22 protein-coding genes are annotated in these 24,756 nt (G+C 73.4%); 12 read left to right on the forward strand and 10 right to left on the reverse strand.

Annotated elements, in window-relative coordinates; genetic code table 11:
• Window positions 1-4: 4 nt before the first annotated feature.
• Complete coding sequence (locus WQO_RS23685; RefSeq protein WP_010061609.1) at window positions 5-610, forward strand: MarC family protein; 606 nt, start codon at window positions 5-7, stop codon at window positions 608-610.
• A gap of 83 nt (window positions 611-693) precedes the next feature.
• Here the strand turns inward: WQO_RS23685 and WQO_RS36245 are convergent, their stop codons facing one another.
• Window positions 694-831, reverse strand: coding sequence for a hypothetical protein (locus WQO_RS36245; RefSeq protein ID WP_162493205.1), 138 nt, complete (start codon window positions 829-831; stop codon window positions 694-696).
• A 222-nt stretch (window positions 832-1,053) separates the two neighbouring features.
• Here WQO_RS36245 and WQO_RS23690 point away from each other — a divergent pair, with 222 nt between their 5' ends.
• Window positions 1,054-1,974, forward strand: a complete 921-nt coding sequence (locus WQO_RS23690; RefSeq protein WP_010061608.1) for an NYN domain-containing protein — start codon at window positions 1,054-1,056, stop codon at window positions 1,972-1,974.
• 58 nt (window positions 1,975-2,032) lie between these two features.
• On the opposite strand, the gene WQO_RS23695 is transcribed toward WQO_RS23690, so the two are convergent.
• Together WQO_RS23695 and WQO_RS23700 are read right to left on the reverse strand one after the other, a co-directional pair.
• Window positions 2,033-2,890: an alpha/beta fold hydrolase gene (locus WQO_RS23695; protein WP_010061607.1), complete on the reverse strand. Its 858-nt coding sequence runs from the start codon at window positions 2,888-2,890 to the stop codon at window positions 2,033-2,035.
• A gap of 141 nt (window positions 2,891-3,031) precedes the next feature.
• Window positions 3,032-5,305 (reverse strand): DEAD/DEAH box helicase, encoded by a 2,274-nt coding sequence (locus WQO_RS23700; protein WP_010061606.1) that lies wholly within the window; start codon window positions 5,303-5,305, stop codon window positions 3,032-3,034.
• Window positions 5,306-5,756: 451 nt separating this feature from the next.
• Here WQO_RS23700 and WQO_RS23705 point away from each other — a divergent pair, with 451 nt between their 5' ends.
• A complete protein-coding gene (locus WQO_RS23705; RefSeq protein ID WP_010061604.1) occupies window positions 5,757-6,503 on the forward strand; it encodes a ferritin-like fold-containing protein in 747 nt (248 codons plus the stop codon).
• Window positions 6,504-6,512: 9 nt separating this feature from the next.
• Here WQO_RS23705 and WQO_RS23710 read toward each other — a convergent pair whose 3' ends face one another.
• From WQO_RS23710 to WQO_RS23725, 4 genes are all read right to left on the reverse strand, one after another.
• A complete protein-coding gene (locus tag WQO_RS23710; RefSeq protein ID WP_010061603.1) occupies window positions 6,513-6,785 on the reverse strand; it encodes a hypothetical protein in 273 nt (90 codons plus the stop codon).
• Between the two features lie 198 nt (window positions 6,786-6,983).
• Window positions 6,984-7,211, reverse strand: coding sequence for a DUF3107 domain-containing protein (locus WQO_RS23715; protein ID WP_010061602.1), 228 nt, complete (start codon window positions 7,209-7,211; stop codon window positions 6,984-6,986).
• Window positions 7,212-7,351: 140 nt separating this feature from the next.
• Window positions 7,352-7,993, reverse strand: a complete 642-nt coding sequence (locus WQO_RS23720) for a TetR/AcrR family transcriptional regulator (RefSeq protein WP_010061601.1) — start codon at window positions 7,991-7,993, stop codon at window positions 7,352-7,354.
• A gap of 168 nt (window positions 7,994-8,161) precedes the next feature.
• A complete protein-coding gene (locus WQO_RS23725) occupies window positions 8,162-8,377 on the reverse strand; it encodes a hypothetical protein (protein ID WP_010061600.1) in 216 nt (71 codons plus the stop codon).
• Between the two features lie 118 nt (window positions 8,378-8,495).
• Between WQO_RS23725 and WQO_RS23730 the strand changes: the two genes are divergently transcribed.
• The 7 genes from WQO_RS23730 (at window position 8,496) to moeZ (ending at window position 17,688) form a co-directional block, all read left to right on the forward strand.
• A complete protein-coding gene (locus tag WQO_RS23730; protein ID WP_029182379.1) occupies window positions 8,496-9,461 on the forward strand; it encodes an alpha/beta fold hydrolase in 966 nt (321 codons plus the stop codon).
• 8 nt (window positions 9,462-9,469) lie between these two features.
• Complete coding sequence (locus tag WQO_RS23735; protein WP_010061598.1) at window positions 9,470-10,975, forward strand: DUF3152 domain-containing protein; 1,506 nt, start codon at window positions 9,470-9,472, stop codon at window positions 10,973-10,975.
• 233 nt (window positions 10,976-11,208) lie between these two features.
• A complete protein-coding gene (locus tag WQO_RS23740) occupies window positions 11,209-13,098 on the forward strand; it encodes a DUF3492 domain-containing protein (RefSeq protein WP_010061597.1) in 1,890 nt (629 codons plus the stop codon).
• Window positions 13,091-14,455, forward strand: coding sequence for a hypothetical protein (locus WQO_RS23745; protein ID WP_237274158.1), 1,365 nt, complete (start codon window positions 13,091-13,093; stop codon window positions 14,453-14,455). The genes WQO_RS23740 and WQO_RS23745 overlap by 8 nt, the downstream gene beginning before the upstream one ends.
• 168 nt (window positions 14,456-14,623) lie before the next feature.
• On the forward strand, window positions 14,624-15,589 hold the full coding sequence (locus WQO_RS23750) for an NAD-dependent epimerase/dehydratase family protein (RefSeq protein WP_010061594.1): 966 nt from the start codon (window positions 14,624-14,626) through the stop codon (window positions 15,587-15,589).
• Window positions 15,577-16,410, forward strand: coding sequence for a spherulation-specific family 4 protein (locus WQO_RS23755; protein ID WP_010061593.1), 834 nt, complete (start codon window positions 15,577-15,579; stop codon window positions 16,408-16,410). The genes WQO_RS23750 and WQO_RS23755 overlap by 13 nt, the downstream gene beginning before the upstream one ends.
• Window positions 16,411-16,509: 99 nt before the next feature.
• Window positions 16,510-17,688, forward strand: a complete 1,179-nt coding sequence (moeZ, locus tag WQO_RS23760) for an adenylyltransferase/sulfurtransferase MoeZ (RefSeq protein WP_010061592.1) — start codon at window positions 16,510-16,512, stop codon at window positions 17,686-17,688.
• A 113-nt stretch (window positions 17,689-17,801) separates the two neighbouring features.
• Here the strand turns inward: moeZ and WQO_RS23765 are convergent, their stop codons facing one another.
• Window positions 17,802-18,194, reverse strand: a complete 393-nt coding sequence (locus tag WQO_RS23765) for a MerR family transcriptional regulator (RefSeq protein ID WP_010061591.1) — start codon at window positions 18,192-18,194, stop codon at window positions 17,802-17,804.
• A 203-nt stretch (window positions 18,195-18,397) separates the two neighbouring features.
• Here WQO_RS23765 and WQO_RS23770 point away from each other — a divergent pair, with 203 nt between their 5' ends.
• Window positions 18,398-19,309 (forward strand): NmrA family NAD(P)-binding protein, encoded by a 912-nt coding sequence (locus tag WQO_RS23770; RefSeq protein WP_010061590.1) that lies wholly within the window; start codon window positions 18,398-18,400, stop codon window positions 19,307-19,309.
• 9 nt (window positions 19,310-19,318) lie between these two features.
• On the opposite strand, the gene WQO_RS23775 is transcribed toward WQO_RS23770, so the two are convergent.
• Window positions 19,319-20,905 carry an alpha/beta hydrolase gene (locus WQO_RS23775; protein WP_010061589.1) on the reverse strand — a complete coding sequence of 529 codons (1,587 nt, stop codon included), beginning with the start codon at window positions 20,903-20,905 and terminating at the stop codon, window positions 19,319-19,321.
• Between the two features lie 172 nt (window positions 20,906-21,077).
• Window positions 21,078-23,888: a lysylphosphatidylglycerol synthase transmembrane domain-containing protein gene (locus WQO_RS23780; protein WP_010061588.1), complete on the reverse strand. Its 2,811-nt coding sequence runs from the start codon at window positions 23,886-23,888 to the stop codon at window positions 21,078-21,080.
• Between the two features lie 221 nt (window positions 23,889-24,109).
• Here WQO_RS23780 and WQO_RS23785 point away from each other — a divergent pair, with 221 nt between their 5' ends.
• The gene (locus WQO_RS23785) at window positions 24,110-24,634 is read left to right on the forward strand and encodes an MGMT family protein (protein ID WP_010061586.1); all 525 of its coding nucleotides are present in this window, start codon (window positions 24,110-24,112) and stop codon (window positions 24,632-24,634) included.
• The last annotated feature ends 122 nt before the right edge of the window (window positions 24,635-24,756 follow it).

The following is a 24,756-nucleotide window of genomic DNA, read 5'->3' on the forward strand; positions in this document are numbered from 1 at the left end:
CACTGTGTTCGACGTCGCTGTCTTCGGATCCCTTTTTCTCACCCTATTTGTGATCATGGACCCGCCCGGGATCACGCCGATCTTCCTCGCCCTCACCGCGGGCCGCCCCGCCAAGGTGCAGCGCAAGATGGCGCTCCAGGCGGTCACGGTCGCGTTCGGCGTGATCGCCGTCTTCGGTCTGCTCGGTCAGCAGATCCTCGACTACCTGCATGTCTCCGTGCCCGCGCTGATGATCGCGGGCGGACTCCTGCTGCTGCTCATCGCGCTCGACCTGCTGACCGGCAAGACGGACGAGCCGACGCAGACCAAGGACGTCAATGTGGCGCTCGTGCCGCTGGGCATGCCGCTGCTCGCCGGGCCCGGCGCCATCGTCTCGGTCATCCTCGCGGTGCAGCACGCCGACGGCGTGGGCGGCCAGCTCTCGGTGTGGTCCGCGATCGTGGCCATGCACGTCGTGCTCTGGCTGACCATGCGCTACTCGCTGGTCATCATCCGCGTGATCAAGGACGGCGGCGTGGTGCTGGTGACCCGGCTCGCGGGCATGATGCTCTCCGCCATCGCCGTCCAGCAGATCATCAACGGTGTCACCCAGGTCATCCAGAACTCCTGAGGCCCCGCTCGCGCCCCCGCACACCACAGCACCCCCGCACGGACGTTCCGTGCGAGGGTGCCTCGTCTTCACAACGTCAGGTGTTACGAGGCCGAACTGTCGGCCGGCCGGATGTAGATGCGCTGGCCCGTCGCCGCGGCCTGCTGCACGATCCGGTTGACGGAGGCGGCGTCCACGACGGTGCTGTCCACGGCGGTACCGTCGACGTCGTCGAGTCGCATGATTTCGAAGCGCACAGTGCTTCCCTTCGTCTGATCCTCCTGCTGGAGAACTGCTGGCGCCGGTGGGGCGTCCCACCGGCAAGACTAGGAACGCGAGGTTTCCCTCGCGTTCCACAAGGGTGACAACGAGTTGCCCCTGGCAAACATTCCCTACGCTAAGGAAATTTTTTGGATGTCTAAATACCCGTCGGTAGCCACACCACCACAGACCATGAGGTTCGCATGAACGAGGCGGACCCGCAGATCACCGGGGTCACCGCAGGTGCCGGCCTCGCCGCCCGCCTCGACCGCACCAACGAGCTGCTCCAGCGCATGCTCGTCGAGGTGGCGAAGACCCCCTCGACGCACGCCATCTTCGTGGACGCCGGCTATGTCTACGCCGCGGCCGGGCTGCTCGTCACCGGCACCGAGGACCGGCGCTCCTTCGACCTCGACGCCGAAGGGCTGATCGAGGCCTTCATCGACAAGGCCCGCACGATCTTCGCGGACAGCAGGCTGCTGCGCGTCTACTGGTACGACGGGGCCCGGCGCCGTATCCACACCACCGAGCAGCAGGCCATCGCCGAACTCCCCGACGTCAAGGTGCGGCTCGGCAACCTCAACGCCAACAACCAGCAGAAGGGCGTCGACTCCCTCATCCGCACCGACCTCGAGTCCCTCGCCCGGCACCGAGCCATCAGCGACGCGGCGCTCGTCGGCGGCGACGAGGACCTGGTCTCGGCGGTCGAGGCCGCCCAGGGCTACGGGGCCCGCGTCCACCTCTGGGGCATCGAGGCCGGCGAGGGCCGCAACCAGGCCGAGCCGCTCCTGTGGGAGGTCGACAGCCAGCGCACCTTCGACCTGGACTTCTGCCGCCCCTACGTCACCCGGCGGCCCGTCACCATGTACGAGGACGACACCCCGGCCCCCTCCCGGGAGGACGTCCGCTTCGTCGGCGCGCAGATCGCGGCCGCCTGGCTCGCCGCCCGGGGCCGGGAATCCCTCGCCGACCTGCTGCCCGGCCACCCCTACCTGCCGGGCTCCGTCGACCAGGACCTCCTGGTCGAAGCCGAGCGGCTGCTCCAGCACTCGCTGCGCGGCCACGCCCATCTGCGGCGGGCACTCCGCGACGGCTTCTGGCAGCACCTGCAGGCGCAGTACTGACCCTGCTGCCTCTCGCGCGGCTACGGACCCGGGGCGGGCGACCTCCGTCAGGCCCCCGTCAGGCGTCCGGCAGGCCGTCCCAGAACGCGGCCAGCGCCTTCGCGGTCTCCTGCGGGCGGGCGGTGTTGGGGGAGTGCTCGGCGCCGGCGACCGTGGTGCGGCGGGCGCCGAGACGCCGGGCCATGGCGTCGAACAGCTCCACCGGCCACACGTCGTCGCGCTCCCCGGACAGCACATGGACGGGCAGCCCGACGGCGGCCAGCTCGTCCACCCGGTCCGGCTCGGCCGCCAACTGGGCCCCGGTGGCGATCAACTGGGCCGGGTTGTGGGCCAGCCAGCGGCGGCGCATGTCAGCCCCGTCGCCGGTGTCCGCGTCCTGCGGGGGATCCACCGCCTGCATCGCCTGCCACACCTCGTCCATGGACAGCACGGACAACGCGTCGCTCAGCATCTTCACCTTGTCCCGCTGGGCCGCGACGACCTCGGCGGGGCCCGAGGACATCAGCGTCAGGGAGCGGAACGGGGAGGCGTCCAGCAGGACGGCGGCGCGGGCGATCTGACCGCCGAGCGAGTGCCCGAGCAGATGCAGCTCCCCGGGGCCCTCGCCCAGAGCCGCCGCCTGCGCCAGCACGTCCCGGGCCAACTCGCCCTGGGCGTAACTCTCCTGACGGTCCGTCCCCTGCGACTCGAACTGCCCCCGGCCGTCCACGGCGACCACCCGGTAGCCCGCCCCGGCCAGCGGTTCCAGCAGGGCGACGAAGTCCTCCTTGCTGCCGGTGTACCCGGGCAGCAGCAGGGCGGTGGCCCGGGCCGGGGTACGCGGCACGGCGTCCAGAACGGCGAAGTCGCCGCGCTCGGTGGCCAGGACACGGGCGCGGGCGCAGGGCGGCGGGGTGAAGGTGGGCGGGCGGCTCATACGGCGAGGCTATCCCCGCCGCCCCGGGCCCGCCGCCACCGGGCGGCCTTCCGGACGACGGGACGGCGAACGGCCCCGGCCCCCGCGCGGTGCGGGGGCCGGGGCCGTTGTCGTGCCGGTCGTGCGGTGTCGCCCGAAGCGTCAGCTCTCGGTCGCCGTGACCGAGGCGGCGCCCGCAGGACGGGTGGCCCGGCGGCGGCGCGGCTTCGGCTCGGCGGCGGCCTCGCTCACCACGGCCTCGGCGGCGGAGACCACGGCGGCCTCCTGCGTCGCGGTCGAGGTGACGCTGCGGGTGGCGCGGCGGCGGCGCGGCTTGGCCTCCGCCCCGTCGGCCGGAGCCTCGACGGCGGACTGCTCGGTGGCGACGGCCTTCGACGCGGCCTTGGTCACCTTCGCCGTGGCCTTCTTCTCCGCGGGCTCCGCCGTCTCCGCCTTGGCGCGGGACTTCGTCGCCCTGGTCGCCCGGGCCTTCGGCTCGGCGGCCGGCGCGGACTCGGTGGCCTTCGGCTCAGCCTTCGTGGCCTTGGGCTCGGCCTTCGCCTTCGACTCCGTCTTCGGCTTCGTGGCGCGGGCCGGGCGGCGACGCGTCTTGACCTCGGGCTCCGGCTCGGCGGCCGGGGCGATCTGGAAGTCGACCTCGTCGGCCGGCTTCACGACCCGGGTGCGGCGGCGCGGCTTGACGGCCTTCGGCTCGGCGACCGGCTCGATCACACCCGCCGCGACGGCCACCGTCTGGAACTCGACCGGTGCCGGGGCGGCCGGAGCCGCGGCGACGGGCGCGGCCGTCTCCTCGGCCACCGGCTTCGCCGCGGCGCGGCTGCGACGACGGCGCGGCTTGGTCTCCGCCACCGGCTCCGCGACCGGCTCGGCCACGGGCGCGGCCTCGATCACGGGTGCGGCCTCGGCCACCGGGGCGGGAACCGCCGGGGCCTCGGCGACCGCCACGGCCGCCTCGGCGACAGCCTCGGGGGCGCTGGCCCGCGTACGGCGGCGACGGCGCGGCGTACGCGGCGCCTCGGCGGCCTCGTCACCCGCCGGGGCGACCGGGGCGGCCTCCTTGGCGGGCGCGGGCACCGTCGCGGCGTCCGCCTCCGCCGTGGCTCCGCCACGGGTGCGGCGGCGCTGGCGCGGCGTACGGGTGCGCGGCTCGCGCTCCTCACGGGCGGGGGCCGGAGCGGCGGCCTTGCGGCCGCGGCCGCCGGTCTCGCCGAGGTCCTCGACCTCCTCCGCGCGCAGACCGGCACGGGTCCGGTCGGCGCGGGGCAGCACACCCTTGGTGCCCGCCGGGATGCCCAGCTCCTCGAACAGGTGCGGAGAGGTGGAGTACGTCTCCGGCGGGTCCGGGAACTTCAGGTCCAGTGCCTTGTTGATCAGCTGCCAGCGCGGGATGTCGTCCCAGTCGACCAGCGTGATCGCGATGCCCTTGGCGCCCGCCCGGCCGGTGCGGCCGATGCGGTGGAGGTAGGTCTTCTCGTCCTCCGGCGACTGGTAGTTGACGACGTGGGTCACACCCTCGACGTCGATACCGCGCGCGGCGACGTCGGTGCAGACCAGGACGTCGACCTTGCCGTTGCGGAAGGCGCGCAGCGCCTGCTCGCGGGCGCCCTGGCCGAGGTCGCCGTGGACCGCGCCGGAGGCGAAACCGCGCTTCTCCAGCTGCTCGGCGATGTCTGCGGCCGTCCGCTTCGTCCGGCAGAAGATCATCGCCAGGCCGCGGCCCTCGGCCTGGAGGATGCGCGCGAGCATCTCCGGCTTGTCCATGTTGTGGGCGCGGTAGACGTGCTGGACCGTGTTCTTCACGGTCGTGCCCTCGTCGTCGGGCGACGTGGCGTTGATGTGCGTCGGCTGCGACATGTAGCGGCGGGCGAGGCTGATGACGGCACCGGGCATGGTGGCCGAGAACAGCATCGTCTGGCGCTTGGCCGGCAGCATCGTGATGATGCGCTCGACGTCGGGCAGGAAGCCCAGGTCCAGCATCTCGTCGGCCTCGTCGAGGACGAGCCCGCGGATGTGGGAGAGGTCGAGCTTGCGCTGGCCCGCCAGGTCCAGGAGACGGCCCGGGGTGCCGACGATCACATCGACGCCCTTCTTGAGGGCCTCGACCTGGGGCTCGTAAGCCCGGCCGCCGTAGATCGCGAGAACGCGGACGTTACGGACCTTGCCGGCCGTGAGCAGGTCGTTGGTGACCTGCTGGCACAGCTCGCGGGTGGGGACGACGACGAGCGCCTGCGGCGCGTCGGTCAGCTGCTCGGGCCTGGCCCGCCCGGCCTCGACGTCGGCGGGGACGGTCACGCGCTCCAGGAGCGGGAGACCGAAGCCGAGCGTCTTTCCGGTGCCGGTCTTGGCCTGGCCGATGACGTCGGAGCCGGAGAGGGCTACGGGGAGCGTCAGCTCCTGGATGGGGAAGGGGGACATGATGCCGACTGCCTCAAGGGCTTCGGCCGTCTCGGGAAAAATACCGAGTTCGCGGAACGTAGTCAGGGTGCTGCCTCTTCTGTGAGACGCGGTCCGAGGCGAACGCTGGGGGTCGTACCGTGCCGGGGTTGGTCATCCGGCCGTGGTGGGGCCGGGTGGCGCGGGACCACTGCCGTCGCTCGAGCGCTCGTGCCGCTGAGGGGGCCCCTCATCTGCAGTCGTACGTGTCGTACGCACCGCGTGGAGGGCTGTCGGGTCGGAGCCGATCGGGCCTCCGACCGGGCATCCTCATTCAAGGGCGCGCCTCTGGCACAGCACAGTGCTCAGTAAGCGCAATACCACTGTACCCCGGATTCGCGCATGTGTGTTGGACGAATTCATCGGAACGGTATGGGGGCCCCGGCTGACCAGGCCCTTCCGCCCTGCGCCGGGAGGGCTATCGTTCCGTTTCATGGAGACGCCAGACCACGCCACCGACACCCCCGCCGACTCTTCCGGAGCCACCGGGATCGCCACCCAGGACTGGGCCACCGCGGCCGCCGACCCGCAGTACCGCGCCGCGGTCGTGGACCTGCTCGGCGCCCTCGCCTACGGAGAGCTGGCGGCCTTCGAGCGGCTGGCCGAGGACGCGAAGCTCGCGCCGACCCTCGGGGACAAGGCGGAGCTGGCGAAGATGGCCGCCGCCGAGTTCCACCACTTCGAGCAGCTGACCGAGCGGCTCACCGCGGTCGACGAGGAGCCGACCGCCGCGATGGAGCCGTTCGCCAAGGCGCTCGACGACTTCCACCGCCAGACCGCCCCGTCCGACTGGCTGGAGGGCCTGGTCAAGGCGTACGTCGGCGACTCGATCGCGAGCGACTTCTACCGTGAGGTCGCGGCCCGGCTCGACACCGACACCCGGTCGCTCGTGCTGTCCGTGCTCGACGACACCGGCCACGGGAACTTCGCGGTGGAGAAGGTGCGCGCCGCCATCGAGGCCGACCCGCGGGTCGGCGGACGGCTCGCGCTGTGGGCCCGCCGGCTGATGGGCGAGGCGCTCTCGCAGGCCCAGCGGGTGGTCGCCGACCGCGACGCCCTCTCCACGATGCTGGTGGGCGGCGTCGCGGACGGCTTCGACCTGGCCGAGGTGGGCCGGATGTTCTCCCGGATCACGGAGGCCCACACCAAGCGGATGGCCGCTCTCGGCCTGGCCGCGTAGGACCGTCGGCTACTGGGCCGCCGCCGACCGGGTGAGGCGGCGGCCGCGTGGCCGGATCAGGAGCGAGAGCGTCACCGCTCCGACCGACACGGCTCCGATCAGCGTCGCCAGGACATGGCCGGGACCCAGCGCGGCATGCGTCAGATAAGCGCCGAACAGGGCGCCCAGCGTGCCGGTGAGATAAACCGCACGGCCGGCCGGCAGACGGTCGGCCAGTGATCGGAGCGCCACCCAGGACAGGGCCAGTCCGAGCACGGCGGCGCCGAAGGATTCCCAGATCACAGAAGATCACCTCGCGGGGGTGTGCGGGGCGGGCAAATCGGTCGTAGGCGGTACTACCCCCCGGCCGCGGCGAGCAATCCTCCGACCGCCCCATCCGACCCGTACGGGAACGGCGGAGCCGCACCCCTGCACGTGAAACAGGACCGGCCCGGCGGGAAGATCCCGCCGGGCCGCTCCTGTGATCAACGCGTCCGTGGACTACAGCGCCCCGAACCCCACCCGCCGGGTGGTCGGCTCACCGATCTCCACATAGGCGATCCGGTCGGCCGGCACGAGGACCTTGCGGCCCTTGTCGTCCGTGAGGCTGAGCAGCTCCGCCTTGCCGCCCAGTGCCGCGGCGACCGCGCTCTCGACGTCCTCGGCGGAAAGCCCGCTCTCCAGAACGATCTCGCGGGGCGTGTGCTGCACCCCGATCTTGACCTCCACGGCTATGTCCCTCCGACGGTCAGTCCCTGCGCGGCGAACCGCGCCGTACGCAGCCACATTAGCCCGGCGGAAGCGGCGCTCAGGGCCCGACCGGCAACGCCCGCAGCGAACACGGTGTCAGGCGTCCCGGCGCGGAGGGGTCAGTGCTGCTCGACACCGTGCAGCGGGAAGCCCGCGATGCCCCGCCAGGCCAGCGACGTGAGAAGCTGCACGGCGGTGTCGCGGGGGATGGCGGACCGGCTGGAGAGCCAGTAACGGGCCACCACCTGGGAGACGCCGCCGAGCCCCACCGCCAGCAGCATGGACTCGTCCTTGGACAGGCCCGTGTCCCCGGCGATCACGTCCGAGATGGCCTCGGCGCACTGGAGGGACACCCGGTCCACCCGCTCGCGCACGGCGGGCTCATTGGTCAGGTCGGACTCGAAGACCAGCCGGAACGCGCCGCCCTCGTCCTCCACGTACGCGAAGTAGGCGTCCATCGTCGCCTCGACGCGCAGCTTGTTGTCCGTCGTCGAGGCCAGCGCCGTGCGGACCGCCTGGAGCAGCGACTCGCAGTGCTGGTCGAGCAGAGCCAGGTAGAGCTCCAGCTTCCCGGGGAAGTGCTGGTAGAGCACCGGCTTGCTGACCCCGGCCCGCTCGGCGATGTCGTCCATCGCGGCGGAGTGGTAGCCCTGCGCGACGAAGACCTCCTGTGCGGCGCCCAGCAGCTGATTGCGTCGGGCGCGGCGGGGCAGGCGGGTGCCCCGCGGGCGCGCCGCCTCTGTCTGCTCGATGGCTGTCACGCCGCCTCCCAAATATGTGTTCCAGCACAGCCGGTCCGTGCACGCTGCGCCGTACATCCATCGTACTTTTGGGTAACCCGGGTATGCGCGGCGCGGACGCAGAATTTCACGGACCGGACGGCTGGGGAAGTCACAGTTCTTTGCGGTCGTGGGTAAAAGCCGGGCGTTTCAGCGGTAATCGTCCTCGTCGAGGGGAATCACCCTGCGCTGTTCCGCGACGTCGGCCTCGTTGGCGGCGGCCGGGTCGGCGCTCTCCGCCCGCTCGTCGTGCTCCGGCCGGACGTCCGCGCGCTGCTCGGCGGCATCCGCCTCCGGAGCCTCCGGCCCCGGCTCGTCCGGCTCCGCGCTCTCGAAGGTGTCCGGGTCGCTCGGGTCGACCGTCATGTGCAACTCCCTTTCTGAGGTTCCCCATGAAGCCTAGGAGCTACCCGTCTACCCCGCGATGCGGCCCTGTGACGGCGAACACATGAATCAGTGCGTGATCGTCTCGTAACATTGGCGCATGTCTTCGACCGAACTGCCGGGTATGCAGGCCGCCGCCGCAGCGGTGGCCCCCACGGTCAGTGCCGTCCGGGTCGCCGACGGCGAACGGCTGCGCTCCGTGTCCTTGCCGGGGATCGGTCTGAACATCCGCTGCCGGCCGGGGGACCGGACCGGACTGCCCCCCGCGCTGTACGTGCACGGGCTCGGCGGCTCGTCGCAGAACTGGTCCGCGCTGATGCCGCTGCTGTCCGACGTGGTCGACGGAGAAGCCGTCGACCTGCCCGGATTCGGGGATTCGCCGCCGCCCGACGACGGCAACTATTCGGTGACCGGACACGCCCGTGCGGTGATCCGGCTGCTGGACGCGGAGGAGCGGGGGCCCGTCCACCTGTTCGGCAATTCGCTGGGCGGCGCGGTCGCCACCCGGGTCGCCGCCGTCCGCCCCGATCTCGTGCTCACCCTCACCCTGATCTCGCCCGCCCTGCCGGAGTGGCGGGTGCAACGGCCGGCCGTCCCGACCGGTCTGCTGGCGGTGCCGGGGGTCGCTTCCCTGTTCTCCCGGCTCACGAAGGGCTGGACCGCGGAGCAGCGGACGCGTGGAGTCATGGCACTCTGTTACGGCGATCCGGCACGGGTCTCCGAGGAAGCCTTCCGTCATGCGGTGGCCGAGATGGAGCGCCGGCTGGAGCTGCCGTACTTCTGGGACGCGATGACGCGTTCGGCCCGGGGCATCGTCGACGCGTACACCCTGGGCGGCCAGCACGGACTGTGGCGCCAGGCCGAGCGGGTGCTCGCACCGACCCAGCTCGTGTACGGCGGACGGGACCAGCTCGTCTCGTACCGGATGGCACGCAAGGCGTCCGCGGCCTTCCGCGACGCCAGGCTGCTGACCCTGCCCGACGCGGGGCACGTGGCGATGATGGAGTACCCGGAGGCGGTCGCCCAGGCGTTCCGGGAACTGCTGGACGATAGCGGCGGGAGCTGATCCGGGGCGTGGGACGACACAGTCGAAAGGGCTCCGGGGCGACTCGCCCGGACGCGACAGCGGCGGAGCCGGGCGGTGAGCGCGCCGCGGCGCACCCCGCGTCCGGCAACGGCCGCCGCAGGCGGACCGCACCCGCACCGACCGCGGACGGGCGCAACCTCTTCTCCCCGCTGACCGGTGACGGGCAGGGCCCGTTCCCGCCCGACGCCCCGCAGGTGCGCGGCGGCCACCCCGAACAGCATGAGAAGGGCGGCGGCTGGGGCGGCACCTGGAGCACCGGGGCGCAGCCCCGCTACGGGCAGGGGCCCGGCGCATCCGCATCACCCGGCGCCCCCCACCCGCAGGCGCCCCACCAGCACCCCGGCCCGGACGGCCGCCCGGGCGATGCCCGGCCGTCTCCCGACGGGCCGGGCGGGTCCGCCGGCTCCTTCGAATCCGATGACGCCGCCGCCCGGCAGCAGGCCGTGGCCCGTCAGGTCTCCGCCCAGCGAGCGGCCCAGCGCGCCGCGGACGGCCGGGCCGCACAGCAGCAGCCCGCCGGACCGCCGGTGCCCGGCCCGCGCCAGGAGTTCCTGGAGGCCTTCGACACCGAGGCCCCCGGGACCGCGTCCGCACCGTCGGCCGGGAGCCCGGACGGCCCGGACGGCCCGGACGGAACCGGGGCCGCGGAGCCCGAAGAACAGGCCGTGCCCCGTGGCTCCAAGGGGCGGACGTTCACCGGGATCGCCGCCGCCGCGGTGACCACCGTGCTCGCGGTCGTGGTGGCCGGACAGGTCGCCGAGGACTCCGGCGGCCGTGCCGCGGCCGCGCGCGCCGCCGAGGTGGACCGGCAGGGCCTCGGTGACGAGGCCTCCCGCTCCGACGCCCGCCCGACCCCGGAGCAGCCCGCGCGGAAGCCCGAGGTCAAGCCCCTCTCGTACGGGGCCAAGATGGCGCAGCCGTATCCGCTCGCCGCCGACCTGAAGGCGACCGGCGAGTTCGAGGCGGTGCCCGGACTGGCGAAGGCCCCCGGCAAGGGGCAGAAGCACCGCTACCGGATCGATGTGGAGAAGGGGCTCGGCCTCGATGCCGGGCTGTTCGCCGAAGCCGTGCAGAAGACGCTCAACGACGACCGGAGCTGGGCGCACAACGGCGCGATGACCTTCGAGCGCATCTCGTCGGGGCAGCCGGACTTCGTGATCACGCTCGCCAGCCCCGGGACCACCGGCGACTGGTGTGCCAAGTCCGGTCTGGACACCACGGTCGACAACGTCTCCTGCGACTCCGCGTCGACCGACCGCGTCATGATCAACGCCTACCGCTGGGCGCAGGGCGCCGCCACCTTCGGCCCGGACAAGCTGCTGCCCTACCGTCAGATGCTCATCAACCACGAGGTCGGCCACCGGCTCGGGTACAACCACGTGAGCTGCCGTACGCCGGGCGCTCTGGCCCCGGTCATGCAGCAGCAGACCAAGACCCTCGAACTCGAAGGCATCAAGTGCAAGCCCAACCCCTGGGTGCACCCCAAGGGTTGATTCCCCAGGCCCGACAACCCGGCAGGAGTTGGCCCGGGCCTGACGCTCCGTGACAACCGACCGCTGTATCGCGACGGAACGCGACCGGCACGGGAAAGTTACGACGGTTCACCCCTTTCGGTGGCGCGACGGACAACCGTCCGTCGCGCCACCGGCGTATCCGCTTACGGTCGTCCCGCTGTGAGTCGCCGGTTCAACGGCGGCCGCCCACAAGGGAGATCGGGGGTGCACTCGTGCGGATCGGACTGCTCACCGACGGTGGTTATCCGTATGCGACCGGTGAGTCCAGACTCTGGTGCGACCGACTGGTGCGCGGGCTGCCGCAGCACGAGTTCGACCTGTTCGCGCTGAGCCGCTCCGCCCATCAGGAGGCCCAGGGCTGGGTCCAACTGCCCTACCAGGTCAGCCGGGTGCGCACCGCGCCGCTGTGGACCCCCGAGGACGGCACCCTGCGCGGAAGCGGCGAACGCGGTCTGCTGGCCCGGCTGGTGACCGGCGGCGAGCAGTCCTACGGGCGGCGCGACCGCAAGCGCTTCACCGAACACTTCACCGCCCTCGCCACCGCCGTCTGCACCCCCGACCGGGCCGGGACGGAAGCGGGCGAGGGCCCCGGCGCCGAGCTCTTCACCGCAGGGCTCTACGGGCTGGCCGAGCTGGCCCGCGAGCGCGGCGGACTCCATCTCGCCCTGCGCTCCGAGACCACCGTGCGGATCCTGGAGGCGGCCACCCGCGCCCACGGCACCGGCCGGACCGTGCGGAGCGCCACCGTCCCCGACCACCTCGCCTTCGCCGCCGAGCTGGAACGGGCCCTGCGCCCGCTCTCGCTCGACTGGTACGACCAGGAGAGCCTCGGCGCGGTCGACCTCTGCCACGCGGCCTCCGGCGGGGCGGCCGCCCTCCCGGGACTCCTGGCCAAACGCTTCTTCGGGGTGCCGCTGCTGGTCACCGAGCACGGCGTCCCGCTGCGGGCGCACTACCTGGCCGCCGCGTTCGGCACCCCGTACGGAGCCCCCGTCCGCGCCCTCCTCGCCGCGTTCCACGGCCGCCTCGCCACCGAGATCTACCGGCAGGCCGCGCTCGTCACCCCCGGCAACACCCACGTCCGCCGCTGGCAGCAGCGCTGCGGAGCCGACCCCGCCCGGCAGCGCACCGTCTACCCGGGCATGGCGGCGGAGCGCTTCGGCCCGGTCGGCGAGGACGCCGAACGGCTCGGCGCGGCAGGCGAGGGCGCCGAGTCGGACGGCCCCGACACGCTGGTCTGGGTCGGCCGGATCGAGCCCGCCAAGGACCTGATCGCCCTCCTCCACGCCTTCGCCGAGGTCCGCCGCGCCCGGCCCGACGCCCGGCTGCGGATCTTCGGCGCCCCGGCGGAGGGCGACGAGGCCACCACCTACCTCGCGCACTGCACGGCCCTGGCCGCACAGCTCTTCCCGGACGAGGCCACCGGCGCCCACACCGAGGGCCGCAGCCCGGTCACCTTCGAGGAGATCGGCGGCCCCGAGATCCCCGATCTCGCCGAGGCGTACGGGGCGGGCGGCGTGATCGTCCTCTCCAGCACCGTCGAGGGCTTCCCGGTCAGCCTCGTCGAAGCCATGTTCTGCGGCCGGGCCACCGTCTCCACCGACGTGGGCGCGGTGGTCGAGGTCATCGGCGGCACCGGTCTGGTGGTGCCCCCGCGCAATCCCAAGGCGCTTGGCGACGCCTGTGTCGCGCTGCTGCGCGACCCCGAGCGCCGGGCCCGGCTGGGCGCCGCCGCCCGGGCCCGCGCGCTCGAACTCTTCACCGTCGAACAGAACCTCGCGGCATTTCGCGGCATTTACCTGGAGCTGATGTCGCACACCCCGGTGCGCCGGGAGACGGACACGGTGGACGCCCACGGCGACCCGCTGCCGTTCGCCACCCCGCCGGAGGCCCACCTCCTCGGCCACTGGACCCAGCCCGGGGTACACCTCAGGTCACCGGAGGACCCGGAGTGCCCTGCCGCCGTGCCCGGCTGGGCCGCCGCGCCAGGGGCCCGGCTGCCGGACCGGCCCGGGGAGCCCGAGCCGGAGCACGACCGGGAGCCGGAGCCCGAGGGCGTCTGCGCGGTCGCGGCAGGACCGGCGGGGGACGGCGATGCGTGACCACCCGGCCCCCGACCGCCTGGCCCTCGACGGCCCGGCCCGCCACGGCCCGGCCCGCCACGGCCCGGCCCGCCACGGCCCGGCCCGCCACGGCCCGGCCCGCCACGGCCCGGCCCTCCGCGAACGGCCGTCCCACCGACCGGCCTCCCACGACCCGACGCTTCACGACCACGGAGACCCCCCGATGACCCGTCCGGACGACCCGGTGACGCCCCCCGCTGCCGCCCCGGAACGCCCCGCGGAGATCCCGCCCCGCGCCTCGGCCCGCCGGGCGTCGGGCGCCACCGCCCGGCGGGGTCCCGCCGACCCGGTGAAATCCCTCCTGCACGACCACCGCGACCTGTGCGAACGGGCCGTGGACCCGCTGGAGATCGCCGCAGGACTGGAGGCCCACGGCCTCACCGACCGCACCGCCGCCCGCTACCGCCACCGGGACGTCTTCGCCCTCGCCGAGGAGCTGTACGCCCGCATGCCGCCCCGGGCCCACGATCCCGCCGCCGGCGGACCCCCCGGCCCCGGTCCCGACACCGAGGCGCGGGCCGCCTGGACGCTCCTCGCCCTGCTCCCCGGGGCCGCCTGCCTCGCGACCGCCGGGGTGCTCCGGGTCACCGAGGGCGTCCTCGGTGACGGGACGCGGGCCCTCGTCACCGTCGTCGGGGCGCTGCTCGCCTGCCTGGCGCTCCGGGCCTGCCTCGGCCGCGGCCCCCTGCGCGCCCCCGAAGGAGCGGGCCGCGCCGGGATGTACGCCTGCTGGCTCCTCAGCTACGCGGTGTACGGCGAGGAACTGCTCGCCCAGGTCATGACCGGCGGCCCGGACGGGCCGTGGGGCGGCAGCCCCGCCCCGCTGCTCGGCCTCGCCGCCGCCATCGCCCCGGCCGCCTGGTGCGCCCACCTCTTCACCGTCCGCGCCCACCGCAAACTGTCCGGCAGCCGCGCCCTGGAGGAGTTCGGCGCGGGCGTGCGCCCCCTGCTCCTGGCGGCCGTCTCCCTCTTCCTCGGCGCGCTGCTGCCCCTGCTGTACCTGGCCGACCTCGGTCTCGGCGGGGGCGGCGTGCCCGTGGCGGCCGTCGCCCTCGGGGTGCTGTTCTTCGTGGCCCGGCTGCTCGCCGTCCACGGACTGCCCGAGCCGGGCACCGTCGCGCTCGCCGCCGCCTGTGCCGTCGAGGCCGCCGCCCCGGCCCTCGTCCTCGCCGCCCGGCTCCCCGGCCTCGAACCCCTCGCCCAGCCCGTGGACGCCCTCGTCTCGGCAGGCGGGACAGGAGCTGTTTCCGCCCTCGCCTGCGGCGGGGCCGCACTCGGGCTGCTCCTGCACGCCGCCCTCGCGCTCTCCCGGGCCTCCGCCCACACCCGGGCCTGAGGACCCGAGGGCCCCACCGACGTACCACCGCACCACCCGCACCACTCCCGCGGAGCCGACGCCGCGGGCCCCACCGGCACCGTACGACTGACTGACCTAGGAGAAACCCGCCATGACCCCCCAGTCCCCCGCACCGGCAGTGAGCCGTCGGCACCGAGGCGGTGCGCGATGAGGGTGCTGCTGCTCGGAGCCAACGGATTCCTCGGCCGCTTCGTCGCCGACCGTCTCCTCGCCGACCCCGCCGTCCACCTCACGGCCCTCGGGCGCGGTGACGACGCCGACGTCCGGTTCGACCTCGCGGGCGGCAGCCCCGGGGCCCTCACCCGCTTCCTGGACGCCGTCCACCCCGGGGTCGTCGTCAACTGCGCGGGCGCCACCCGCGGCGGCGCCCGGGACCTCACCCGGCACAACACCGTCGCCGTCGCCACCGTCTGCGAGGCGCTGCGCCGCAGCGGCTGCGGGGCCCGGCTCGTCCAGGTCGGCTGCGCCTCGGAGTACGGGCCCTCGCAGCCCGGGTCCTCCACCGCCGAGGACGCGGTCCCGCGCCCCGGCGGCCCGTACGGCGTCAGCAAGCTCGCCGCCACCGAACTGGTCCTCGGCTCCGGCCTCGACGCCGTGGTCCTGCGGGTCTTCTCGCCGGTCGGCCCCGGCACCCCGGCCGGCTCCCCGCTCGGCCGGCTCGCCGAGGCCATGCGCCGGGCCATGCAGGCGGGCGACGGCGAGCTCAAGCTCAGCGGGCTCGGCGTGCAGCGGGACTTCGTCGACGTACGGGACGTGGCGCGGGCCGTCCACGCCGCCTCGCTCTCCGCCGCCCAGGGCGTCGTCAACATCGGCACCGGGCGCGCCGTCCGGCTCCGCGACGCCGCCGCCGTGCTCGCCCGCGTCGCCGGGTACGCGGGCGCGCTCCACGAGCTGGACTCGCCTCCGCCGCGGCTGCCCATCGGGGCCCCGCGCACCTCCGCCGAGTCCGTCATGGAGCACCTCTCCGCCACCCCGTCCCCGTATCCGGACGGCTGCGGCGCCTGGCAGCAGGCCGACGTCCGCACCGCGCGCGACCGGCTCGGCTGGCGCCCCCGGATCAACCTGGAGGAGTCCCTCGCGGACATCTGGATGGAGGCGGCGTGCCGCATCTGACCGCCTCCGCCGACGCCCGCCGGATCGCGGGCGGCGAACAGCTCGGCTTCGGCGTCCCCGGCTACGCCCACCCGCTGCTCGCCCCCGCCGAATGGGCCGAGCTGGCCCGCCCCGGTACCCCGTTGCACTGGGCCGTCCTCAACATCGCGAACGGCCCCGGCTCCCGGCCCGACCCGCACTGCCTGGAGGCGGCGGGCCGACTGCGCAACGCCCGCGAACGCGCCCTGCACGGCGAGGCCCCGGACGACACCGTCCGGGCCTCCGGCGGCCGGCTGCTCGGCCACCTCGACCTGGCCCACGGCGAGCGGCCGTTCGAGGAGCTGATCGCGGACGCCCGGTCCTTCATCGACTGGTACCGCATCGGCGGCTTCTACCTCGCCCGCTGCCCCGCCGACCGCGCCCGGCTGCCCGCCGTCCGGCGGCTCACCGGCACCCTGCACGCCCTGCTGGCGGAGAGCGACAGCGCCGACGGCGGGGGCCGCCTGGTGCTGGGCCACGGCACCCACCCGTACCCCGGGTACGCGGAGGCCGCCGACCAACTGGTCACCTTCCAGGGGCCGTGGACCGACTACCGCTGGTCCCAGGTGGCCGAGTGGACGGCCGACTACCCGCCGGAGCGGTTCGCCCACTTCGTCCACGGGGTCCCGCGCACCCACCTGGAGGAGGCCATGCGCGTCGCCCGCTGGCAGGGCGCCGGGACGATCTTCTTCACCGACCGGAACGACCGGGACGGCCGAAGCGGACAAAGCGATCCATTCGCGGCGCTGCCCAGTTACTGGGACGAAATCGTCTCGCGGATCGGACCCGGTATCTCGGAATGAGAAGGGGCGTGGCAGTGTTACGTGGAGAACAACCGTACGTAGTCGACCGTAAGAAGCCGGTCTACGTAGAATCCGACCACCTGCATTGTTGAGGTTCCTGTGTCGCTGCCACCCCTGGTCGAGCCAGCCGCTGAGCTCACCGTCGACGAGGTCCGCAGGTACTCCCGCCACCTGATCATCCCGGATGTCGGGATGGACGGACAGAAGCGCCTGAAGAACGCCAAGGTGCTGTGTGTCGGCGCCGGCGGCCTCGGCTCGCCGGCCCTGATGTATCTCGCGGCGGCCGGAGTCGGCACGCTCGGCATCGTGGAGTTCGACGAGGTCGACGAGTCGAACCTGCAGCGCCAGATCATCCACAGCCAGTCCGACATCGGCCGCTCCAAGGCGGAGTCCGCCAAGGACTCGGTGCTGGGCATCAACCCGTACGTCAACGTGGTCCTTCACGAAGAGCGGCTCGAAGCCGAGAACGTGATGGAGATCTTCGCGCAGTACGACCTGATCGTGGACGGCACGGACAACTTCGCCACCCGCTATCTCGTCAACGACGCCGCGGTGCTGCTGAACAAGCCGTACGTGTGGGGCTCGATCTACCGCTTCGACGGCCAGGCCTCCGTGTTCTGGTCCGAGCACGGCCCCTGCTACCGCTGCCTCTACCCGGAGCCCCCGCCGCCGGGCATGGTCCCCTCCTGCGCCGAGGGCGGCGTGCTGGGCGTGCTCTGCGCGTCCGTCGGCTCCATCCAGGTCACCGAGGCCATCAAGCTGCTCGCCGGGGTCGGCGACCCGCTGGTCGGCCGGCTGATGATCTACGACGCCCTGGAGATGCAGTACCGCCAGGTCAAGGTCCGCAAGGACCCCGACTGCGCGGTCTGCGGCGAGAACCCCACCGTCACCGAGCTCATCGACTACGAGGCCTTCTGCGGCGTCGTGTCCGAGGAGGCGCAGGAGGCGGCACTCGGCGCGACGATCACTCCCAAGCAGCTCAAGGAGTGGATCGACGGCGACGAGAAGATCGAGATCATCGACGTCCGCGAGCCGAACGAGTACGAGATCGTCTCGATCCCCGGCGCGAAGCTGATCCCGAAGAACGAGTTCCTCATGGGCACCGCCCTCCAGGACCTCCCGCAGGACAAGCGCATCGTGCTGCACTGCAAGACCGGTGTCCGCAGCGCCGAGGTCCTCGCGGTCCTCAAGTCCGCGGGCTTCGCCGACGCGGTGCACGTGGGCGGCGGCGTGATCGGCTGGGTCAACCAGATCGAGCCCGAGAAGCCGGTGTACTAGCACCCGTCCCGTACGGCTGTGATGAGAAGGGGCCCGGTCCGCGCGTCGCGGACCGGGCCCCTTCTTCCGTACTCCCTGACCGTGTTCCTCCGCCGCGTGCCGGAGGCGGCTCCTCAGTTCCTCCCGTCGCGGGGGCGGCCGTCGCCGGAGGGGCGTTCCGGTCCCCCGTCACGGTGTGCCTCGGTGATGCAGGCGTGCAGCCGGTCGCGTGCGTCCCGCAGATCCGTCATCTGCCGGTCCAGGCGGTCGCGTTCGGCGGTGAGCAGCCCCACCAGTTCCGGTGATGCCCCGCCGGCCCCCGCGAACGACAGCACTTCGCGGACGATTCTGCTCGGCAGGCCCGCGGAGTAGAGGCGCCGGATCAGTCCGACCCGCTCGACGGCGTCGGCCGTGTACTGGCGCTGGCCGCCCCGGTTCCGCGTGGAGTGCAGCAGGTCCTGCTCCTCGTAGTAGCGCAGCGCCCTGACGCTGACGCCCGCTTTCGCGGCGACCTCTCCGATCCGCATCCCGGCCTCCCGACCCTACTCCACGTCTCGCTTGCACCTGACGCCCACGTCAGGTTTTAGCGTAGCGGCGACCGGTGCGAACCGCCCTCACGAACCTGGGAGCCCCCTGTGACCAGCACACCCCGGACCTGCTTCCCGCGCTGCCCGGCAGGCCCGGCCCTGCCCGCCGTCGGGCTCCGCGCCCGGACCGGCGGGAGCGCGGCATGACCGGCACGGACGGCAGCCGGACCGTCGTCGTCCTGGGCGCCACGGGCCAGCAGGGCGGAGCGGCCGCGGCGGCGCTGCGGGCCGACGGCTGGTCGGTGCGCGCGGTCGTGCGGAACCCGTCCGGCCGCCGGGCCCGCGCCCTCGCCGCCGCCGGTGTCGACATCGTCCCCGGCGACCTCCGGGAGCCGGAGTCACTCGGCGCGGCCTTCTCGGGCGCTTACGGTGTCTTCAGCGTCCAGCCGAACTCCGGGCAGGCCGGTGCGGAGGTGACCGACGAGGACGAGGTCCGCTTCGGTACGACGGCGGCGGACCTCGCCGAGCGCCTCGGCGTCGCCCACCTCGTCCAGAGCTCGGCTGTCACTGCGGGCGCCGCGACGGGCGTCGGCCACCTCGACACCAAGAACCGTGTCGAGGCCCACGTCCGGAAACTGGACACCGCCGTCACCATCCTGCGCCCGGCCACCTTCATGGAGCTGCTGGTGGCCCCCGAAACCGGCCTCGACCAGGGGCGGTTGTCCTTCCTCATGCGCCCGGACCAGGCCATGCAGTTCATCGCGGTACGCGACATCGGGCGCATCGCCGCCACGGTCTTCGGCGCACCCGGTCGCTATGCCGGCCGTACGCTGGAGATCGCCGGCGACGCCCTCACCGGCGAGGCCTTGGCCGAGCGCCTGACCCGGGCCGCCGGCCGGCCGATCGGCTACCGCCGGCTGCCGCCAGGGGGCGAGGTCCTCGATCGGCTGATGGCGCTCGTCGACGACGGCAGGCTGGCGGGAAACGCGGACCTCGACGCGCTGCGCGCCGAGTTCCCCTTCCTGCTGGGCTTCGACCGCTGGCTGGCGGGTCCGGGGGCGGACCTGCTCGACGAGGCGCTCCGCGCTCCGCGGGAGGGCGACGCATCGCGCTGAGAGCCGGGGTCAGCCGCAGACCGTGCCGGACTTCGGGACCCGGCCGTTCAACAGGTAGCCGTCCACGGCCCGTTGCACACACGTGTCCTTGCTGTTGTACGCCCCGTGGCCCTCGCCCTTGTACGTCAGCTCCACGCCGACGCCCTTGCCGAGCTGCTGCACCATCGCCTTCGCACCCGCGTACGGGGTCGCCGGGTCACCGGTGTTGCCGATGACCAGGATCGGAGCGGCCCCCGAGGCGCTGACGTCCGGGGTCTCCCAGGCGCCCGCCACCGGCCAGCCGGTGCAGCTCATCAGCCCCCAGCCCAGGTACTCGCCGAACAGCGGGGACGCCTTGCGGAACGCGGGCAGCGCCGCCTTCGTCTGTTCCAGGGTGAACCGCTGCTTGGAGTCGGCGCAGTTGATGGCGATGTTGGCGGCGTTGGAGTTGTCGTACCGCCCGTCCTCCGAACGGCCGTTGAGGGAGTCGGCCAGGGCGAGCAGCAGCCCGCCGTTCCCGCCGCCCGCCTCGTCCAGGCCCTGCTCCAGCAGCGGCCAGGTCTCCTGGGAGTAGAGCGCGGACGCGATGCCGGTGGTGGCCAGCGTCTGCGTCAGGGTCCGGTCGCCGAGCCCGTCGACGGGCTCCTCCTCCAGCTCGGCCAGCAGATCGGCGATGCCCTGCTCGACCTCCTGCGGGGTGGCCCCGGGCAGGGCGCAGTCGTCTCGCTCCGCACAGTCCTTCGTGAAGTTGTCCAGGGCGAGCTGGAACCCCTCGGCCTGGCCGAGGGCGGACTGCTCGGCGTCCTTCGTGGGGTCGACCACCGCGTCGAAGACCGCCCGTCCCACCTTGTCCGGGAAGAGGTGGGCGTACACGCCGCCCAGCTCGGTGCCGTACGAGATGCCGAAGTAGTGGAGCTCGTCGTCGCCCAGCACCGTACGCATCAGGTCCATGTCGCGGGCGGCGTTCGTCGTACCGACGAAGGGGAGCTCGGGGCCGGAGTTCTCCTCGCAGTCCGCGATGTAGTCCTTCTGCCCCTGGACGAACTGCTTCTGTTCGGCCGCGTCGTCCGGGGTGGAGTCCTCCTGGTAGAAGGCGTCCAGCTGGGCGTCGTCCGCGCACTGGACGCCCTCGCTGCGGCCGACCCCGCGCGGGTCGAAGCTCACCAGGTCGTAGCGGGTGCGGAGCTTGTCGTACTCGGTGCCGAACGCGGGCAGCGTCGCGACGCCGGACGCGCCGGGCCCGCCGAAGTTGAACACCAGCGAGCCGATCCGCCGCCGCTGGTCCTTGGCCTTGGCCCGCACCAGCGCCAGCTCGATCGTGCGGCCGTCCGGCTTCGCGTAGTCGAGGGGCACGTCCATGAAGGAGCACTCCCACACCACACCGCCGGGCAGCGGGGACGGTGACTCGCCGCCGCCCTGGGCCGTGTTCGGGGGCGGGCAGGGGGACCACTCCAGCTTCTGCGAGGACAGGTCCTCGGCGGTGGCGGTCGGCGAGGCGGTCGAGGCCCCGGTGGGCGTCGATGACCCTTCCCCGCCTCCGTCGTCCGAACAGCCGGCCAGCGGCAGCAGCACGGTGGCAGCGAGGGCGGCGGCACGCAGAGCGGGGGAAGTCCTCATGCCCCCATCGTGCGGCGGGCCGCCGGGGAGCGCGGCCGGGCGCGGTCCATGCGGGTGGCAGCGGGGCCGCTACCGGTGGACGGCGGCGGGGCCGCGCGACCGGTGGACGACGGCGGGGCCGCGACCGGTGGACGGCGGCCGCCCCGCTACCGCCCTCGCCCGCCCGGTCCGATCACAGCTCGCCCTTGCGGGTCAGCTGGTTGAAGGCGAGCCACCCCGGCAGCACCGGCAGCCACAGCGTCATCACGCGGTACAGCAGCACCGCGGGCGCCGCGACCTCCTTCGGCAGCCCGACCGCGATGAGGCCCAGCGTCAGGGCCCCCTCGACCGCACCCATACCGCCCGGCGTCGGGGCGGCCGAGCCGAGCGCGTTCCCGGCGAGGAAGACCACCGCGATGCTCGCGTAGCTCAGCTGGGGGACGTCGGGCCCGCTGAACGCCCGGATCGAGGCGTCCAGGCAGAGCACGAACAGGCCGGTCAGCAGCAGCATCCCGCCGATGCCGGTGAGCAGCTTCTGCGGCCGCTGCACCACGTCCAGCATGCGCGGCACGACCCCGGCGAACAGCGAGCGCACCCGGGTCACCACGAACTTCCGCAGGAAGGGGACCGCCGTCACCACCAGCACCAGCACCGCGACCGTCAGCAGACCCGCGATCACGGTCCGGGACGGGGTCAGCGAGTCCGGCGTCTTCTCCGTACCCGTGAGATAGCCGAACAGCGCCAGCAGCGTGATGTGGGCGCCGAGCCCGAAGAGCTGCGACGCCCCGACGCTCGCCACCGCGAGACCGGGGCGCACCCCGGCGCGCTGGAGGAAGCGGGTGTTCAGCGCCACGCCCCCGACCGCGGCGGGCGCCACGATCTTCACGAACGAGCCGGCCACCTGCGCCTGCACGGTCTTCAGGAACGACACCCGCTCGGGCACGAAGCCCAGCAGGCTCATCGCCGCCGCCACGTAGCTCAGCGCCGAGAAGCCGAGGGCCGCCGCCACCCAGCCCCACTCCGCCTGCTCCACGACCGTCCCGAAGTCGGCCTGGGTCACCTGCGAGATCAGGAAGTACGCGGCGATGGCCCCGGCGATGAAGCTGAACAGGGTGCGCGGCTTGATCCGCTCCAGGCGGACCGGTTCGACCGGGGCCTGCGGGCGGATCAGCAGCACCTGACGGCGGATCTGGGCGAGCAGATCCTCCTCGCGGGCCTCCTCCAGCGCATCGTCGATCGCGCGCTTCTCGGCCTGCTTCTCGGTGCGCAGCGACTTCCGCTCGGCCTTGGACTCCGCCTTGGATTCGGCTTTGGACCCGGCCGCGGGGCTGTCCGCCGGCTGCTCGGCCTTCGCCTGCTCCGCCCGCGCCTGCTTGGCCGCCTGCGAGGCCTCCACCACCGCCTCCCGCTCGCGCTGCGAACGCTCGCGGGCGATCCGGCGCAGCGTCGCCCGCGTGGAGCGGCTCAGCGCGATCGGCTGGAGCAGCGGCAGGCAGTCCGCCACCGCGTCCGGGCCGAGCACGGCCAGCGCCCCGGCGACCGACCGCTCGGCCCCCACCCGCAGCCCCAGCGTGGTCAGCAGCTGGGCCACGTCCATCCGCAGCACCAGATCGCCCGCGGCGATCTCACCGCCGCGCAGATCCGTCACGAACGCCCTGCCGGAACGATCCACCAGGAGCGCGTCACCGGTCAGCCTGCGGTGCGCGATCCGCCGCGACTGGAGGGCCTTCACCTGACGCCAGGCGCTGCGCACCAGATCGTCGGTGATCTCCTCGTCTTCCATCTGGTCCAGCGACCGGCCGCCGATGTGCTCGTAGACCAGCATCACCGCGTCGGGGCCCAGCTCCGACGTGGCGATCAGCTTGGGCGCGTTCGCCCCGGCGGCGATGGCCGCGTACGCGAGCAGCGCCTCCTGCTCCAGCGCCTGGCGCAACGACTGGATCGAGCGCCGCTGGGTGAGCGTACGCAGCGTGATCCGCCGCCAGGCCCGGTAGAAGAACCCCTGGGCCTGCTGTTCCCGGTCGACGACGGTGACGTCCAGCGGCGGCCCGTCCTCCAGCGTCACCAGATAGCGCCGCCCCCGGTCGCCCTGGTCGGCGTTGTCCTTGTCCGGGGTGTCCTCGGTGCGCATCGCCGCGACCGGGCGGAAGCCCACGTGCCGCAGACCCGCCATCAGGTGCTGGCCGGTGGGGCGGACGTTCGGCGAGCCGACCGCGTACAGCGTCCCGTACGCCACCGTCCAGCCGATCAGCACGGTGAGGATGATCGAGAACGGGGTGGTGTACCCGCCGACCAGCATCGCGAACGCGTCGAGCAGCAGCACCACCCACAGCACCACGCGCCAGCGCGGCCGCCGTGCCATCCCGACCGCCGTCATGTACGCGATGACCGGCGCGAGATAGCCGTGCACCGGGTCGGTCAGACCGCCCGCCGTCTGCGGCTGGGTCAGCGCGTCCTGGATGGTGCCGGGAGCGGTCCGCGAGACCCAGAGGTCCGTCGCGAGCGTCACGCCGTGGGCGAGCACGGCGGCGAGCACCCCGTCCGCGATGCGCAGCCCGTCGCGTTTGATGAGGCGTTCGATGGCGAAGGCGACCGGCACCAGCAGCACCGCGATGCTGGACACCAGGCCGGCGATCTTGATCAGCAGATCGGGCGCCTGCTCGGTGCCCTTGGAGATGTCGTCCTCAAGGCCGGTCGTGGTGCCCTGGGCGAACGCGGCGATCGAGAACAGCACCGCGATCGCGAGCACCCCGATGAGCAGCCGCATCAGGTCGGAGGGGCGGTGCACCCGGGCGGGGAGCAGCGGTTCGTCGCCGGAGACGCGGTCGGTCAGCGCGGCCTCTGCGGAGGCCAGCGTCGAGCCGGCCAGATGTCCGGTGGTGGACGCCGTGGGGCCGTCGGCACGGGACGGCCCGGCGGCGGCACCGGGCGGCGCGGAGGACTCGGGAGCACCCTGCGGGCGCTCCCCGGCATCGGAGGCGTCCGCCGCCTTCGGTGGCTGCACGCCCTGCTCCTTCGTCGCCTCTGGTTCGTCTTCGTGTTCTGGTATCACCGGTCACCGCCCGCATGATGGTGGCACGGCCCGTAGACAGAGGGGGGCATCAGGGTGCATTGCACGGGCGCGGGAAGCGCAACATACGCTCCTTTGCCCCCGCGTGCACGCTGTGTACCCGGACGGACACCGTTTGGGCCGGGCTGTCGGTGGCGTACGGCAGGATGGGGCGGATGAGCCAGGACCAGACGGACGGGGGCGGCTCCGGCACCGCCCCGCCGGGCGCCGGACCGCCGGATCACCCGGAGCTGCCGGAGTACGCGGAGCGCGTCCTCGACGTGGCCGAGCTGATCCCGCCCGGCCGGGTGATGACGTACGGCGACATCGCGGAGTGGCTGGGCGAGGGAGGTCCCCGCCAGGTCGGCCGGGTCATGGCGCTGTACGGGGCGGCCGTGCCGTGGTGGCGCGTCGTCCGCGCCGACGGGACGCTGCTCCCCGCCCACGAGCTGCGGGCGGTGGACCACTACCGCGCGGAGTCCACCCCGCTCCGCGAGGCGTCCCGCCAGGCGGAGGGCCACATCCCGCGGATCGACATGCGGCGCGCCCGCTGGGACGGCGGGACCGGAGGCTCCGACGACGGCGCGGGCGGCCCGGGCGGCTCCGGTGGCGGGCCGGGCGGCGACGCAAAAGACCAAGGCGGTCCGGGCGACGGCGGGTCGGGCGGTCCAGGGGGTCCGGGCGAGGAAGCTCACACCTGACAGCTTCCGCCATGCGTCCCCGGCCCGGGCGGCCCGACGCGGCCGCGGACGTGACGAGGGACGCAGCACAGCCGCCGCCTCCCGCGCCACCGCTGGCGTAGCGTCGTCATCGCGCGGCACGC

Source organism: Streptomyces globisporus C-1027 (assembly GCF_000261345.2).
In the GTDB taxonomy this organism is placed as follows: domain Bacteria; phylum Actinomycetota; class Actinomycetes; order Streptomycetales; family Streptomycetaceae; genus Streptomyces; species Streptomyces pakalii.